General features: G+C 40.1%; 17 protein-coding genes. 8 read left to right on the top strand and 9 right to left on the bottom strand.

What is annotated here, in order from left to right:
- Positions 1 to 131: 131 nt before the first annotated feature.
- Genes ACP5NR_RS05975 through ACP5NR_RS05950 form a run of 6 tightly spaced genes read right to left on the bottom strand, consistent with a single transcriptional unit; the run spans position 132 to position 3,801 of the window.
- The gene (locus ACP5NR_RS05975) at positions 132 to 428 is read right to left on the bottom strand and encodes an SHOCT domain-containing protein (RefSeq protein WP_428006104.1); all 297 of its coding nucleotides are present in this window, start codon (positions 426 to 428) and stop codon (positions 132 to 134) included.
- A gap of 4 nt (positions 429 to 432) precedes the next feature.
- A complete protein-coding gene (locus ACP5NR_RS05970; RefSeq protein ID WP_428006103.1) occupies positions 433 to 669 on the bottom strand; it encodes a hypothetical protein in 237 nt (78 codons plus the stop codon).
- Positions 670 to 683: 14 nt separating this feature from the next.
- Positions 684 to 1,067, bottom strand: coding sequence for a DUF302 domain-containing protein (locus ACP5NR_RS05965; protein ID WP_428006102.1), 384 nt, complete (start codon positions 1,065 to 1,067; stop codon positions 684 to 686).
- Between the two features lie 12 nt (positions 1,068 to 1,079).
- On the bottom strand, positions 1,080 to 1,382 hold the full coding sequence (locus ACP5NR_RS05960; protein WP_428006101.1) for a metal-sensing transcriptional repressor: 303 nt from the start codon (positions 1,380 to 1,382) through the stop codon (positions 1,080 to 1,082).
- Between the two features lie 5 nt (positions 1,383 to 1,387).
- Entirely contained in the window at positions 1,388 to 1,591 is a 204-nt protein-coding gene (locus ACP5NR_RS05955) for a heavy-metal-associated domain-containing protein (RefSeq protein ID WP_428006100.1), read from the bottom strand.
- Entirely contained in the window at positions 1,588 to 3,801 is a 2,214-nt protein-coding gene (locus tag ACP5NR_RS05950) for a heavy metal translocating P-type ATPase (RefSeq protein WP_428006099.1), read from the bottom strand. The genes ACP5NR_RS05955 and ACP5NR_RS05950 overlap by 4 nt, the downstream gene beginning before the upstream one ends.
- A gap of 197 nt (positions 3,802 to 3,998) precedes the next feature.
- Between ACP5NR_RS05950 and ACP5NR_RS05945 the strand changes: the two genes are divergently transcribed.
- Positions 3,999 to 4,424, top strand: a complete 426-nt coding sequence (locus tag ACP5NR_RS05945) for a chromate resistance protein ChrB domain-containing protein (RefSeq protein ID WP_428006098.1) — start codon at positions 3,999 to 4,001, stop codon at positions 4,422 to 4,424.
- On the top strand, positions 4,421 to 5,617 hold the full coding sequence (locus ACP5NR_RS05940) for an MFS transporter (protein WP_428006097.1): 1,197 nt from the start codon (positions 4,421 to 4,423) through the stop codon (positions 5,615 to 5,617). The genes ACP5NR_RS05945 and ACP5NR_RS05940 overlap by 4 nt, the downstream gene beginning before the upstream one ends.
- A gap of 5 nt (positions 5,618 to 5,622) precedes the next feature.
- Here ACP5NR_RS05940 and fabG read toward each other — a convergent pair whose 3' ends face one another.
- Together fabG and ACP5NR_RS05930 are read right to left on the bottom strand one after the other, a co-directional pair.
- On the bottom strand, positions 5,623 to 6,354 hold the full coding sequence (gene fabG, locus ACP5NR_RS05935; RefSeq protein WP_428004835.1) for a 3-oxoacyl-[acyl-carrier-protein] reductase: 732 nt from the start codon (positions 6,352 to 6,354) through the stop codon (positions 5,623 to 5,625).
- 138 nt (positions 6,355 to 6,492) lie between these two features.
- The gene (locus ACP5NR_RS05930) at positions 6,493 to 7,614 is read right to left on the bottom strand and encodes a M20 metallopeptidase family protein (protein WP_428004836.1); all 1,122 of its coding nucleotides are present in this window, start codon (positions 7,612 to 7,614) and stop codon (positions 6,493 to 6,495) included.
- A gap of 116 nt (positions 7,615 to 7,730) precedes the next feature.
- Between ACP5NR_RS05930 and gatA the strand changes: the two genes are divergently transcribed.
- From gatA to ACP5NR_RS05900, 6 genes are read left to right on the top strand one after another with little or no spacing between them, the layout of a single operon-like run.
- Positions 7,731 to 9,134, top strand: a complete 1,404-nt coding sequence (gene gatA / locus ACP5NR_RS05925; RefSeq protein WP_428004837.1) for an Asp-tRNA(Asn)/Glu-tRNA(Gln) amidotransferase subunit GatA — start codon at positions 7,731 to 7,733, stop codon at positions 9,132 to 9,134.
- Complete coding sequence (gatB, locus tag ACP5NR_RS05920) at positions 9,131 to 10,564, top strand: Asp-tRNA(Asn)/Glu-tRNA(Gln) amidotransferase subunit GatB (RefSeq protein ID WP_428004838.1); 1,434 nt, start codon at positions 9,131 to 9,133, stop codon at positions 10,562 to 10,564. Before gatA ends, gatB begins: the two co-directional genes overlap by 4 nt.
- Positions 10,561 to 11,382, top strand: coding sequence for a dihydropteroate synthase (folP, locus tag ACP5NR_RS05915; protein ID WP_428004839.1), 822 nt, complete (start codon positions 10,561 to 10,563; stop codon positions 11,380 to 11,382). The genes gatB and folP overlap by 4 nt, the downstream gene beginning before the upstream one ends.
- 2 nt (positions 11,383 to 11,384) lie before the next feature.
- A complete protein-coding gene (folK, locus tag ACP5NR_RS05910) occupies positions 11,385 to 11,855 on the top strand; it encodes a 2-amino-4-hydroxy-6-hydroxymethyldihydropteridine diphosphokinase (protein ID WP_428004840.1) in 471 nt (156 codons plus the stop codon).
- The gene (locus tag ACP5NR_RS05905) at positions 11,852 to 13,573 is read left to right on the top strand and encodes an NAD+ synthase (protein ID WP_428004841.1); all 1,722 of its coding nucleotides are present in this window, start codon (positions 11,852 to 11,854) and stop codon (positions 13,571 to 13,573) included. Before folK ends, ACP5NR_RS05905 begins: the two co-directional genes overlap by 4 nt.
- A gap of 4 nt (positions 13,574 to 13,577) precedes the next feature.
- Positions 13,578 to 13,811: an SHOCT domain-containing protein gene (locus ACP5NR_RS05900; protein ID WP_428004842.1), complete on the top strand. Its 234-nt coding sequence runs from the start codon at positions 13,578 to 13,580 to the stop codon at positions 13,809 to 13,811.
- Here the strand turns inward: ACP5NR_RS05900 and ACP5NR_RS05895 are convergent.
- Positions 13,808 to 14,653 (bottom strand): DMT family transporter, encoded by an 846-nt coding sequence (locus ACP5NR_RS05895; RefSeq protein ID WP_428004843.1) that lies wholly within the window; start codon positions 14,651 to 14,653, stop codon positions 13,808 to 13,810. The two genes, ACP5NR_RS05900 and ACP5NR_RS05895, sit on opposite strands and share 4 nt — an antisense overlap.
- Positions 14,654 to 14,734: the final 81 nt, after the last annotated feature.

Below are 14,734 nucleotides of genomic sequence, written 5' to 3'. Positions count from 1 at the left end.
GTTTTTCTGATTACGGATCACGCGTTACGCGTCACAAATTTCTCTAATGTCTGATCCCTAATCTCTGTTTTTTCTACATGCTACGAGCCACGTGCTACGTGCCATTATGGGCACCTGCCGGATCAAAGGTTTCAGTTATTCATTAAATCTCTCAGTATTCTCTCGTACTCTTCTTTTGTGATCTCTCCTCTGGCGTACCTCATCTTAAGGGCAGAGACGGCATCATCGTAATTGTTTCGATAATAATGACTGCGATAGGTGCGATATGGCCGGTGAGTTCCCATTGTAGACCATCTTAAGATCATGATTATGCCCCAAAGCACAAAAAGGAATCCTAAAATACCTATTATCATCATAAGCCATCCTCCGCCCCAGCCCAAGCCATATCCGCCCCAACCACCAAATCCGGGACCTCCGTACCACATCATATTTTCACATCCCTTCTTCCAAAATTTCGTTTATTTCATTTATCTCCTCTATCTTTGTGTTCAAAACCGCCATTGCCTTTCTGACATCGAGTTGTTTTTCCTGAGCAAAACTTTTTATAGTTTGCATCTTTGCGCAACATGTGTTGAATCCAAGTTTTAAAAGTTCAGATTGCAGCGATGAATCTTTATCGAGTATTTCTTTTATCGTTGTGTTTTCATCGATTAAATCTATTTTTTTCATGATCTCATCTCCATTCACTCAGAAAGTTTTAACGTTATATCTTCAAGTATTTCACTTATTTCTTTGAAAATGGATTTCAACCTTTCATCATTTGTCTCTATTGTTTTTGGATCAAGATACGCAACATGGTAACCATTGGACTCTTCGAAAATTCCAATTTTACATGGTAAATTTATCCCTTCTATGGGAGAAATAGTCAAAATTTCATGGGCTTTCAATGCGTTGCATATATCAAAAACGATCGCATTTTGTCCGAGATTTTTACCCTTCGATTTTAAAATCGCACCAAAATCATGCTCGGCAAGCACGGCAAAATTATGAGAACTCACAAGATCTTTCAACTTACTCTTTGCACTTTCAAAATCGTTAATTTTTATTTTTCTTTCAACAGCTTTCATTTCAGCCCTCCTTCACAAAGATTTCTCGAGATATTTCATAAGCGTTTCTAATTCTTTCAATTTTTCATCAACATTTCCGTTGTTAACGGCATCTTTAACGCATGTTTCTATATGTTTGTTTATCACCGATGTGTTTGCCTTTTTCAAAAGCGCTATTATGGCAAGCAGTTGCGTTGAAATATCAACACAATATCTTTCGTCTTCTATCATCTTTATAACCGCATCGAGATGCCCTCTCGCAGTTTTCAAAAGGCTCAATGCTTCTTCATGTTTTAAATGATGATCGGCCATATGGTGAACGTGAAATTCCTCCATTCAGATCACTCTATCTTCACAAGCATGTATCCGGCCTCTTCTATTGCGTTTTTGAATGTATCAAAAGAGATCTCTTTTTTTGTTTCTACCTCTGCCGTCCCATTATCGAGATTTACCTCGGCCTTTTTAACTCCCTTTATACCCTTTAAGGCTTCTTCAACGTGCATCTTGCAATGCTCGCACGTCATTCCGTCAACATACAATTTCATACTTTAACATCTCCTTTCAATTTTATGCCCTTAAGTCTTAAGGCATTTGTAACGACCGTAACCGAAGAAAAAGCCATTGCCAGTGCCGCTATCATCGGATTTAAAGATATGCCGAAAGGCATGTATAAAATTCCCGCCGCTATCGGTATTCCTATGATGTTGTAGAAGAATGCCCAGAAGAGATTTTCTTTGACATTCTTTATGGTTGCATTTGAAAGTTCTATCGCCTTGACGATATCTTCTAAATCGTTTTTCATCAAAACGATGTCCGCAGTTTCCATCGCTATGTCCGTTCCGGATGAGACGGCAATTCCTATATCTGCCTTTGCAAGGGCCACCGAATCGTTTATTCCATCTCCAATCATCGCAACTTTGACATTGTTCGCCTTAAGTTGTTCGATTATCTGTGCCTTTTGATCCGGCAACGTTTCCGCAAAGAAATCGTCTACACCCACCTGTTTTGCTATAATCTCCGCCGTTTTGGCGTTGTCTCCCGTGAGCATGTAAACCTTTCCGATCTGCTTCAAACTTTGGACGGTTTTAATGGCCGTCGGGTTTATTTCATCGGAAATACCTATAAAACCTATGACTTTACCGTCATACTCTACAAAGACAGGCGTTTCTCCATCCTTTGTCGAAAGTTCATCTCCATATTCTATGAATTTCGCATTTCCCATCCTTATCCTTTTTCCGTTTATGATGCCGGTAATTCCCTTTCCTGCGATGGCCTGAAAATCCTCGACATCGAACAATTCGGATTTATATTCGTTTGTTATGGCTTTATCTAAAGGATGAGAACTTTTCGAAGATATCGATGCGGCAATTTTGAAAAATTCATCCCTATCGTAGTTTATGGGCATGACATCTACAACCTTAGGCCTTCCATACGTAATCGTACCGGTCTTGTCAAACACGAAAACCTTTATTTTTCGTAAAGTCTCAAGCGCTTCTCCGCTTTTGAAAAGCACTCCGTTTTCCGCTGCTTTTCCGCTTCCGACCATTATCGCGGTCGGCGTTGCCAGACCAAGGGCGCAGGGACATGCTATGACAAGCACGGCTATGCTCATGGTAAGTGCAAAGATGAATCCAAGACCAATCAAGATCCACACGGCAAAGGTCAGTATTGCTATTCCGATGACGATAGGAACGAAATAACCGCTTACGATATCCGCAAGTCGTGCGATGGGCGCTTTTGACGATTGAGCATCGCGGATCAACTTTATTATCTTGGAAATAACGGTGTCTTTTCCAACTTTTTGTGCTTCCATTTCTATCGTTCCGTTTAAATTCATGCTGCCCGCAGAAACATGGGTACCTTTTGATGCGTCTATGGGTATCGGCTCTCCCGTCAGCATGGATTGATCTATTGAAGCGTTACCGGACAAAATGACGCCATCAACCGGAATTGCCATGCCGGCTTTAACGATCAAAAGATCACCGACCTTAACTTCTTCAACCGGAATTTCTTTTTGAGAATTTTCAATTTTTAAAATTGCCGTTTTCGGCTTCAGATTCATCAACTTCTTTATTGCCGTTGATGTTCTGGATTTTGAAAGATTTTCGAAGTATTTTCCCAAAGAAATAAGTGCGACGATAACGCCTGCCGTATCCAAATAAAGGCCTGAAACATACTCAGGATGGCCCAAAATTATTTCAATGGTTGAAAACAAACTGTAAATTATGGCAGCCCCTGTTCCGAGACCTACCAATGTATCCATGTTGGGTTCCCCTTTGAAAAGTAAAGGAATGCCCTTTATGTAAAAATTTCTTCCGAAGATGATTATAGGTACGACAAGCAATATCTGAACAAGCGCAAAATTCAACGGAGAAAGATCCGGAGAAATTATGGCAGGCAACATAAGACCGAAAGTATGTGCCATCGAAATGAACAATAAAGGTGCTGCAAATATGGCGGAGAAGACAAACCTGTTTCTGAAGGTACGAACTGTTTTTTTACGCTTTATCTCGTCGCGATCGTAATCATCTTCTGAGATAAGGGTTGCACCGTAACCGGCTTTTTTCACGTTTTTTTCCATATCTTTCACTTTTACAACTGCCGGATCGAATTTCACAACGGCCTTTTCATCAATAAGATTTACAGATACAAAAGAGACTCCTTCGAGTTTCGATATCGATTTTTCGACTGCTTTCACGCACGATGCACATGTCATGCCTTCTATGTCCAATTTTATCTCTTTCTCCTGTTGCATATTCTCACATCCTCCGAAACTTTTCCGTATATCCCACCCCTATGGGGTAGGGATCAATTTAATTGTAGAATATATTTGTTTCTTTTGGAGAAAGAAAAGAATAATTATTTGTTAACCGGCGGAAGTATCGCTGGGGCGAAAATTCGAAATTTGAACTTTGTTTGGTATAATAAAAAAAACAAGAAAAGGATGATTTTATGAAATGGGTAACAAGGTCGCACGTTCATGTTGACAGGGTTGCCTGCCCATGGTTGATAAAAAGATTCATCGATAATCAGGCCGAATTCGTGTTTGTGACAAAATCACTGGTGATGGAAACATCCCAAAAAGAAAATGCGATTCCTTTCGATATTGAAGGAGTTGAACTCGGTCATAAGGACGGACATTGTTCTTTTGTCTCGATTCTCGAAAAATACAATATAACAGATCCCACTTTGCAAAAGATGGGAGAAATAGTAAACGCGGCCGATACAAACCATCTTGACGCGGATCCTTACGCCGCCGGCCTTGAAATTTTGGCAAGCGGATTTTCTTTGATTTATCCGGATGACATCAAAAATCTTGAGGAACAATTTAAGGTCTACGATGCACTTTACGCTGCGATAAAGGTAAGATATAAGTGAACAAAAAAAGATTAACGGATTTTTTCGCGCTGAACACTTCCATGCTTTCCATGCTTGTCCTTGTCATAATGGTGGGCATGGGTCAATACATGGGCGACAAATTTTTGCCCCTTTATCTGATAGCACTTGGTGGAGGCGCCATTTCTGTCGGTGCTTTAAATGGAATGCAAAACTTACTCGGAGCCATATACTCATTTCCCGGCGGGTATCTAAGCGATAAGATAGGCTATAAAAAGTCCCTTATATTTTTTACTCTCTTTTCGATGATAGGATATGCGATAGTCATAATATTACCCGCATGGCAGTATGTGCTCATCGGGGCAATTTTTTTCATTGCGTGGTCTGCAATCGCCATGCCTGCGATAATGAGTCTGATATCGGATGCCGTACCGAAAAACAAAAGAGTAATGGGAGTTTCCATGCATTCCCTTGTCAGAAGGGTTCCGATGGCTCTCGGTCCGCTTATCGGAGGTATTTTGATAGATCTTTACGGCATTACAAAAGGCATAAGGATCTCATTTATCATAGCAATGGCCTTTGCCATTATGTCTATCTTCATTTTCAGCGCTTTCATAAAAGATTCCGGCAAAAAATCTGAGCCTGTCAGAATGAGAGCAATGCTTAAAAATCTAAGCGGAAATCTCAGAACATTACTGATATCAGATATATTCGTGAGATTTTGCGAACAGATTCCCTACGCTTTCGTCGTCGTGTGGGTGGTTGAGAAAAACGGTCTCAACGCTTTTCAGTTTGGAATATTGACGACCATAGAAATGGTAACGGCCATGATCATCTATGTACCTGTTGCGTATCTTGCCGACAAACATACGAAAAAGCCATTTGTGGTTATAACTTTCGGATTTTTCACACTTTTTCCGCTTGTGTTGCTTTTCTCGAGAAGTTTTGAACTTTTAATTATTGCCTTTATAATAAGAGGCCTCAAAGAATTCGGTGAACCAACAAGAAAATCTTTGATAATGGACCTTTCGCCCGAAGGCCAAAAGGCTGGAACTTTCGGGGCTTATTACCTCGTAAGAGATGGCATAGTATCAATCGTTGCTTTTTTAAGCGCTTTTCTGTGGCTTGTTTCTCCGGCAACTGATTTTTTGACAGCCTTCGCCTTTGGCCTTTTGGGAACTGCTGTTTTTTGGATATTCGGAAGGTCAGTCGACAAAAACAAAATTACATCTTAACGATTTCACAACGTCAGGCCTCCGTCAATTCCAAGCACCTGACCTGTTATATATCCCGCTTCATCCGAAGATAAAAAGAGATAGGCATTTGCCACATCCGAGGGTTCTCCCATTCTGCCGAGCGCTGTCTTTTCTTTGACAAGGTCTTTTACCTTTTCCGAAAGATTTTCGGTCATCGGAGTTCTTATATAGCCAGGGGCAACGGCATTGACGCGAATGTTGTAACGTGCAAGTTCTTTTGACCATGTCTTTGTCATGCCTATCAGACCGGCCTTTGAAGCGGAGTAATTTGTTTGACCTATATTTCCGTATATTCCCACAACGGAAGACGCGTTTAATATAACGCCGTTACGTTGATTCATCATGTGAGGGACAACTGCCTGTGTAACGTTGTAAACTCCTTTGAGATTTATAGAAATAACGGCATCAAAATCCGCTTCAGACATTCTGACAAGAAAATTGTCCTTTGTTATTCCGGCATTGTTGATGAGAATATCTATCCTTCCAAGTTCTTTGACGATCCGGTCAACGACCAATTTAACCTCATCATGTTTTGAAACATCCATCTTGTATATTTTGTAATTGCTGCCCAATTCGGCCTGCGCTTTTTTTAAAGATTCCTCGTTGTAATCGCAACCTGCTATAATCGATCCTGCTTTCATAAATATTCTTGCTGTTTCAAGTCCTATACCACTTGCGGCTCCTGTTATAAGAGTCACTTTTCCTTCTAATCTCATCTTTACCTCCTATACCAAACAAAATTCAAATTTCGAATAGTCGCTCCGGCAGGTACCCCACTCGATGTCTGGTCCTCGCTGCGCTGCGGAGGCCATCGAGAGGGCATCCTGCCCTACGCTCATAGTAACTTTAGTGAGTTAAGTATACATTGATCCTGCAATTCCAAGAAAGAATTTAACACCAGATTGAAGTGCTTCTTCATCAACATCAAAATATGGACTGTGATGGGGCGCAATTACATGTTTTGATTCTGAACGTATGCCGAGAAATAAAAAAGCACCCTTTACCTTTTGAAGGTAATACGCAAAATCCTCTGATCCCATTGTTGGAACTGCTTCTTCAAATTCGAATCCAAGTTTTTTTATCACTTTTACAGCCTCATCAAATCCTTCTTTTGAATTCACAACAGGTGGAGCAATTCTTTTCAAATTCAAGTCGACATCTCCTCCGAGAGAATGGGCAAGGTCTTTCATATTCTCAACGTTGGATATCACATCTTTTCGTGTGACATCAGAAAAAGTACGAATCGTGCCAAATATCTTTGCTTCGGTTGGAACCACGTTGAAGGTATTGCCCGAATTAAAAGCGGTAACGTTGATGACGGCATTTTCAAGCGGATCTATTCTCAAAGATCTTATCTTGTAAAGTTCGTTGACGATGGTTGCACCTATTGATATCGGATTAACGGTTTGATGCGGAGAAGCCGCATGTCCACCTATTCCCTTTACAGATAAAGTTAATTCATCAATACCAGCCATCAAAGGGCCGGATTTACTCGAAAATTTTCCCGACTTGGTTCCAACCCAAACATGAATTCCGAAGACCATATCAACTCCATCGACGGATCCTGCTTTCACCATTTCGCATGCGCCACAACCGCCCTCTTCGGCAGGTTGAAAGATAAATCTTACGTTCTTTGAAGGTCTTTTCTCTTTGACCATGTATTCTGCCGCCGTCAAAAGCATGGCAGTATGGGCATCATGTCCGCACGCATGCATTTTACCCTCGATTTGGGACTTGTAAGGTTTGTCATTTATTTCCGTAATTGGAAGCGCATCCATATCAGCCCTCAAAGCAATCGTTTGGTTTGATCCGACGTTTAGGTCCGCTATTGTTCCGGTACCGACTTTTCTGTAAGGTATTCCAAAATCATCAAGATGCCTTCTTATGTATTCAGAGGTTTTGAATTCTTCAAAAGCAAGTTCCGGATTTTTATGAAGCCATCTTCTGTGTTCTATGACTTTACCCGATATATCCATAATTCGCTCTCCTTTCTCAAAAAGATCATAACATATATCTTTGAAAGTGATATAATTAAAATCAGATTTATGAAAGGAGGTAACGGAACGTAGCATTTTGTGTTCCGATAATTCTTTTGATGCTATCAAATTTAAGCGTTGAAGATTTAATTGAACAGATAAAATCGAATAAGATATCCCCCGAAGAGGTTACAAATCATTTTGTCAAAAAAACCGCGTTGATAGATCCAAAAATAAAATCTTGTATTTCTACTGTTTTCGTTAAAGGTAAAGATGGAATTTTAAATGGAATTCCCTTCATGGTTAAAGACAACATGGAAGTTATAGGTACTAAAACGACGTGCGCATCAAAAATTCTTGAAAATTACGTTTCTCCTTACACTGCAACGGCAGTTCAAAAGTTGCTTGATGCAGGTGGAACTGTGATCGCAAAGACGAACATGGATGAATTTGCGATGGGTGCATCTACAGAATATTCCAGTTTTTTCACGACAAGAAATCCGTGGGATCTTCAAAGAGTTCCGGGAGGATCGAGTGGCGGTTCGGCATCCGCCGTTGCAAGTGATATGGTGCCATTTGCGCTTGGATCAGATACCGGCGGATCGATACGTCAGCCTGCCTCTTTTTGCGGAATAGTAGGATACAAACCGACGTATGGCCTTGTTTCAAGGTATGGTCTTGTGGCTTTTGCTTCTTCTCTCGATCAAATAGGACCTCTTACCAAAAATGTAAGAGATGCCGGTTTAATCGGAAACATCCTGATCGGTAAAGACCCTAAAGATTCAACAACAGTTGAAAAACAAATTGATCTTTTGAAAAACATAGAAAATTCAATTGAAGGTTTCAAAATGGCAATTCCAAAAGAATTCACGAAAGGACTTTCTGACGATGTTAAAAACGTTTTGTTTGATGCGATAGATAATTTCAAAAAGATGGGTGTAAAGGTTGACGAGGTTTCCATTCCTTCTCTTAAATACGCCGTTGCGGTTTATTACATAATAGCACCTGCCGAAGCCTCATCCAATCTTTCAAGATATGACGGCATAAGGTACGGGTTAAGCATTGACGGAGAATCGGTGGATGATATATACACAAAAACGAAAGACGAAGGTTTCGGAAGAGAGGTAAAAAGAAGGATAATGCTCGGTACTTTCACGCTTTCGGCGACTTACTACGATGCTTATTTTGATAAGGCTCAAAAGGTTAGATCCAAAATAGTTGACGAATTAAAACAAATCTTCAATTCTTACGATGCGATAATCGGTCCTACAACGCCAGGCGTTGCTTTCAAAATAGGTCAACTTTCTTCACCTCTTGAATATTACCTTCAAGACATTTACACCATACCGGCAAACTTGGCCGGTTTGCCTGCCATAAGCCTTCCAATGGGAAGCATAAATGGTCTACCCATTGGTTTGCAAATCATGTCTAAAAGGTTTGAAGACGAAAAAGTCCTCAGAATCGGAAGAAATTACGAAATGATAAGGGGTAAATTTCCGTTACCGGAGGTTGTAGCATGAAAACAGTCATTGGCCTTGAAATCCACGCCCAACTCTTGACCGAAACAAAGGCATTCTGCAATTGCAAGATAGATGTAAATGCAAAGCCCAACACCAACATATGCCCTGTATGCACAGGTCAGCCAGGTGCTTTGCCAGTTCTGAACAAAAAGGTTGTCGAATTTGCAATAATGGCTGGTCTTGCACTTAACTGCGAAATTCATGAAAGTTCAAGTTTTGATAGAAAAAATTACTTTTATCCCGATCTTCCAAAAGGTTACCAGATAACGCAGTATTTTCATCCAATAGCAACAGAAGGATATCTGAATCTCGACAACGGAAAGCATGTAAGGATAAGGCGCATACACATAGAAGAAGATGCCGGTAAGATGGTTCATTCGTCGGAAAACATAACCGAATCAAAAGAAAGTTTGATAGATTTCAACAGATGTGGTGTGCCTCTTATAGAGATTGTAACCGAACCAGATATGGAAAAATCTGAAGAGGCAAAAGAGTTCATGGAAAAATTGAGAGATATCCTCAGAACTCTTGGCGTGTGCAGCGGAAACATGGAAGAAGGAGCACTGAGATGTGATGCCAACGTTTCTGTTGTCGATGACAGCGGAAGATCAAGTTCAAGAGTAGAAGTTAAAAACATAAATTCGTTCAGATATGTTCAGTATGCCATAGAATACGAGGCAGAAAGAATTTCCAAAGCGTTGAAAGACGGAAAAGATGTGAAACATGAAACGCGCGGATGGGATTTCGTGACAAGAACAACGGTTTCTTTGAGATCAAAAGAAGAGGAGAACGATTACAGGTATTTCCCGGAGCCGGATCTTCCGATTTTGAAAGTTTCGAAATCTCAAATCGAAAATATAAAGCAAAATCTTCCCGAACTTCCAGATCAAAAATCTGAAAGATATGTAAAAGCATACGGTCTGGCAAAAGACAACGCCAACATAATAGCGAAAGACAAGATAATTTCAGCGTACTTCGAAAAATTAGTGTCTTCAAAGATGGATCCGAAAGATTCTTCAAATTGGATCGTAAATGATCTGCTTGCACTCTTCAACGCAGATTCCGTTGATTTCAATCCCGATAAAGTACCCATCGAAAGTCTTAAAGTGCTTATGGAATACACAAATTCCGGAAAGATATCGAGATTGTCTGCGAAAGAAGTTTTGGGTGAAATATACAAAAATAACAAAAATCCGCAAGATATAATAAAAGAAAAAAATCTTATTCAAGTTTCAGATGAAAATTCACTTGTACCTGTTATCAAAAAAGTCATCGAGAATAACCCATCGGTCGTTGAACAGTACAAAAAAGGCAAAACATCCGTTATCGGATTTTTCGTTGGCAATGTGATGAAGGAGACAAAAGGTAAGGCAGATCCGAAGGTCGTCGGAGATCTCGCTAAAAAAATTCTGGATGGAGAGATCGAATGAAAATAGGAAAGCGCGAATTTGATTTTTCAAGAATTTACGTGATGGGAATCATGAACGTAACGGATGATTCTTTTTACCCTCCAAGCAGAGTCAAAATCGATAACGTCGAAAGAAAATCACTTGAGATGATCAACGAAGGAGTGGACATAATAGATATCGGTGCAGAATCGACAAGACCCGGATCGGATCCAATCGATCCGGCGGAAGAAATAAGACGGATCGATTTGGCGGTACGGAGTATACGTAACGTGAGTGACATACCCATTTCGATAGACACGTACAGATCTCAGACTGCCATTGCAGGTCTTCGTGCAGGTGCAGATATGATCAACGATGTGAGCGGTCTTGAATTCGATCCTGAGATGTCGCACGTGTGCACTGATTTTGATGTTCCGATCGTTTTAATGCACATAAAGGGCACTCCAAAAAATATGCAGACCGATCCTTATTACGAAGATGTCTTAAAGGAAGTATACGAAGAACTCCAAAAAAAGGTTGAAAAAGCGATCAAAAATGGTGTCAAGGCTTCAAAGATAATTTTGGATCCGGGAATAGGCTTCGGAAAAAGACTTGAAGATAATTTAAAGATCATAGCCCATCTTGATAAATTCCAAAGCCTTGGTAAACCAATACTCATAGGGATATCGAGAAAATCAATGATAAGCAAGATAATGCCTATGGATATAAATGATAGGCTTGAGCCTACGATCGCGTTAAACACAATCGCCGCTATGAAGGGCGCAAAAATAATCAGAGTTCATGATGTGTTTTCCAATGTTAAGGCCATGCGAATGGTCGATGCAATAATGGGGGTGTAGTTATGGAACATTTGGTTTACGTTGCTTTTGGTTCAAACCTTGGGGATAGGAAAAACAACATATTACTTGCCATCGATGAGATGAAAAAGAAAAGTATGGAATTTTTGAGGATATCCCCGATGTACGAAACAGAACCTTACGGTTTAAAAGATCAGCCCAAATTTATCAACTGTGCCGCACTTGTAAAGACATCTTACGCACCCATGGAACTGATGGACACGCTTCTTGACATTGAAAAATCACTTGGAAGAGTGAGAACGACAAAGTGGGGTCCACGCTTAATCGACATAGACATAATATTTTACGATAACAGAATGATAAACTTCGTTGATCTCATAATACCGCATCCGGACATGCAAAACAGAGAATTCGTGCTTAAGCCGTTGGCTGATATAGCGCCAAATTACGTTCATCCCAAACTGAAAAAAAGCGTGGTTGAACTTCTCAATGAGATCGAAGGTGTCAAAATTTGAGAAAGATAAGATTTGCCGTTGTTCAAAAGAATTTCGTCGTAGGAGGCATCGAAGAAAATTTAGATAAAATCTTTTCATCTATCGAAAACGCAGAAAAATTCAAACCCGATTTCGTTATCTTTCCGGAACTTGCAATCACAGGATATCCTCCGGAAGATTTGCTTTTCAGGCATGCGTTTATTCAGAAAAACCTTGAAGCACTTCAAAAATTGGTGAATTTCACCTCGAGGCGGGACGAAATCGTCATAATTGGATTTGTCGACATGAAAGACGATATATACAATGCCGCTGCCGTAATTCAAAGCGGACGTCTCATGGGAGTTTACCATAAAATTCTCCTTCCGAATTACGGCGTTTTCGATGAAAGAAGATATTTTGCCGCAGGCAAAAAACCCATGATCATAGAATTGAACGGAACCAAAGTTGGCCTTAGCATATGCGAAGACATATGGGTACCAGATGGTCCCATAGTCGATGAGGTCAACAAAGGCGCCATGGTACTCATCAACATATCTTCATCTCCTTACAATGTAATGAAAGGCGCTTCAAGGGAAAAGATGATTCAGACAAGGGCATCAGATCTAAGAACGGCAATTGTTTACGCTAACACTATTGGAGGACAGGATGAACTTGTCTTTGACGGTCATAGTTTCATCGTAGACGAAAATGGCACAACAATAGCAAGGGCAAAAGATTTTAAAGAAGAAATTCTGCTTGCAGACGTTGATATTCCAAATATCGTGAGTATGAATTTGCATGATCCAAGAAGGCGAGAAAGGATCGAAAGAGAGACAGAGATAGACTTGATTCACACCGAACTGAGATCAAAAGAAAGAGAAGAAATATCCGGCGTTATTTCTCCCGCTCTCGTCGTCGAGGAAGAAATTTTTAAAGCGTTGACCCTGGGAACAAGAGATTACGTGATTAAAAACGGATTTAAAAAAGTTTTAATAGGTTTAAGCGGCGGAATAGACTCATCTTTAGTTGCCGTCATAGCCACGGAAGCCATTGGAAAAGAAAATGTCATAGGCGTTATGATGCCTTCCATGTACTCATCAAAATCGAGCGTCGAAGATGCCCAAATGCTTGCCAAGAATCTCGGCATAGAGGTGCTTCAGATAAAGATCACGGACGTTTACAACGCTTACATTAAAGTGCTTGAAGAATCTTTCAGAGGAACGGAGCCCAACATAGCGGAAGAAAATCTGCAGGCAAGAATTCGTGGAAATTATCTCATGGCGCTTTCAAACAAATTTGGATGGCTTGTGCTTACAACGGGAAACAAATCAGAAATGAGCACAGGTTACTCGACCCTTTACGGAGATATGGCGGGAGGCTTTGCACCTATAAAAGATCTTTACAAAACCCTGGTTTACAGAGTTTGCGAATGGTACAACGCGAATGCAGGGAAAGAAATTATTCCATCGAATATCTTCATAAAACCACCTTCAGCCGAATTGAAACCGAATCAAGTAGATCAAGATACACTTCCACCTTATGATGTACTTGACAAAATCTTGGAGTTGTACGTTGAAAAAGATTTATCTTTGGAAGAGATCACAGAGATGGGCTTCGATCTCGAGACCGTGAAAAAAACGATACATCTTGTTGATTTGAGTGAATACAAAAGAAGACAATCTCCGCCCGGCGTGAAGATCACCTTTAGAGCCTTTGGCCGTGATAGAAGGCTTCCGATAACCAACCATTTCAGGAGGTGATCATATGATTTTTTTCTGGCCTTTCTGGTGGGGATACGGCCTTGGAAGTTTAATCTGGGACATCGCAGGAATAGTACTTTTTTTCATCATTTTTTATCTTTTTTTCAGATATGGAATAGGTTTCATAAGATGGCACAATTCTTCAGACGAACCTTGTGAGATTTTAAGACACCGCTATGCATCCGGTGAAATAACAAAAGAAGAATATGAACAAAAGAAAAAGGATCTTGGATGCTAACGGTTTTTTGATGGCCAATATGCTATTATGAGCGATGAAGCCATGAGGACGCCACCGGCGATCAACTGGGTGTTTAATTCTTCAGAAAGAATTATAAATGCCAAAAGAGAAGCAATCCATGGCTTTACAAAAAATGCCATGGATCCGAGACTTGCTCCTATTTTTGAAATACCTTTGAAGAAAAAAAGGTAAGCGATGCCGGTCGTGACAATTCCAATGTATGCCAGGTAAGGCAGAGCTTTGAAAGAAATTTCAATTGGCACTTTAAAAAATGCCATTTCAATCAGAATAACCGGAACGGCAATCACAAATGTCATGAAATTGAAGATGGCACTGGATGAATTTTGAGTTATGGATCTGCCAAAAACCGTCAAAATTGCAAACAAAGCACAAGCCGCAATCATCACAAAAACATAGATGTCTCCTTTGAATCCTGAAGAATAAGATGTAACCGTAAGACCTGCAAAACCGAGAATCATACCTATGTAAACTCGCAGAGGGAATTTTTCTTTGAAAAACAACTTTGAAAACAAAAGCACAAAAATTGGATTTGCGCTGAATATTATGGCCATTTCATTTGCCGGAGCATTTGCAAGTGCAAAATGATAGAGACTCATCCCTATTCCAACAGGAACAATACCTATCCAAGTAAGATTTATCCAATCTTTTCGAGACAAATTTTTCAATTTGGAAAATCGGACAAAAGGAAGGAGAGTCGGAATTGCAAAGAGTAACCTGAAGAGCCAAAGATTAAGCGGATCGACATAACTTCCTATGAACTTTGAAACAACTTCTATCGACGAAAAAAGTACTATGGCAAGGTACACATAAAAATAGCCCATCTAATTCCTCCGTATATGCCAAATCATCTGTAAAACATAACGTCAATTTACACTTTACTGAACCAGTTTTAAATTCCGAAT

Source organism: Athalassotoga sp. (assembly GCF_049965695.1).
In the GTDB taxonomy this organism is placed as follows: Bacteria; Thermotogota; Thermotogae; order Mesoaciditogales; family Mesoaciditogaceae; genus Athalassotoga.
This window is presented reverse-complemented; position numbering and strand designations above follow the sequence as displayed.

Bases quoted from the DNA above. Each gene is read 5' to 3' on its own strand.
- ACP5NR_RS05975 (WP_428006104.1), bottom strand. From the start codon at position 428: ATGATGTGGTACGGAGGTCCCGGATTTGGTGGTTGGGGCGGATATGGC.
- ACP5NR_RS05970 (WP_428006103.1), bottom strand. From the start codon at position 669: ATGAAAAAAATAGATTTAATCGATGAAAACACAACGATAAAAGAAATA.
- ACP5NR_RS05965 (WP_428006102.1), bottom strand. From the start codon at position 1,067: ATGAAAGCTGTTGAAAGAAAAATAAAAATTAACGATTTTGAAAGTGCA.
- ACP5NR_RS05960 (WP_428006101.1), bottom strand. From the start codon at position 1,382: ATGGAGGAATTTCACGTTCACCATATGGCCGATCATCATTTAAAACAT.
- ACP5NR_RS05955 (WP_428006100.1), bottom strand. From the start codon at position 1,591: ATGAAATTGTATGTTGACGGAATGACGTGCGAGCATTGCAAGATGCAC.
- ACP5NR_RS05950 (WP_428006099.1), bottom strand. From the start codon at position 3,801: ATGCAACAGGAGAAAGAGATAAAATTGGACATAGAAGGCATGACATGT.
- ACP5NR_RS05945 (WP_428006098.1), top strand. From the start codon at position 3,999: ATGAAATGGGTAACAAGGTCGCACGTTCATGTTGACAGGGTTGCCTGC.
- fabG (WP_428004835.1), bottom strand. From the start codon at position 6,354: ATGAGATTAGAAGGAAAAGTGACTCTTATAACAGGAGCCGCAAGTGGT.
- ACP5NR_RS05930 (WP_428004836.1), bottom strand. From the start codon at position 7,614: ATGGATATATCGGGTAAAGTCATAGAACACAGAAGATGGCTTCATAAA.
- gatB (WP_428004838.1), top strand. From the start codon at position 9,131: ATGAAAACAGTCATTGGCCTTGAAATCCACGCCCAACTCTTGACCGAA.
- folP (WP_428004839.1), top strand. From the start codon at position 10,561: ATGAAAATAGGAAAGCGCGAATTTGATTTTTCAAGAATTTACGTGATG.
- folK (WP_428004840.1), top strand. From the start codon at position 11,385: ATGGAACATTTGGTTTACGTTGCTTTTGGTTCAAACCTTGGGGATAGG.
- ACP5NR_RS05900 (WP_428004842.1), top strand. From the start codon at position 13,578: ATGATTTTTTTCTGGCCTTTCTGGTGGGGATACGGCCTTGGAAGTTTA.
- ACP5NR_RS05895 (WP_428004843.1), bottom strand. From the start codon at position 14,653: ATGGGCTATTTTTATGTGTACCTTGCCATAGTACTTTTTTCGTCGATA.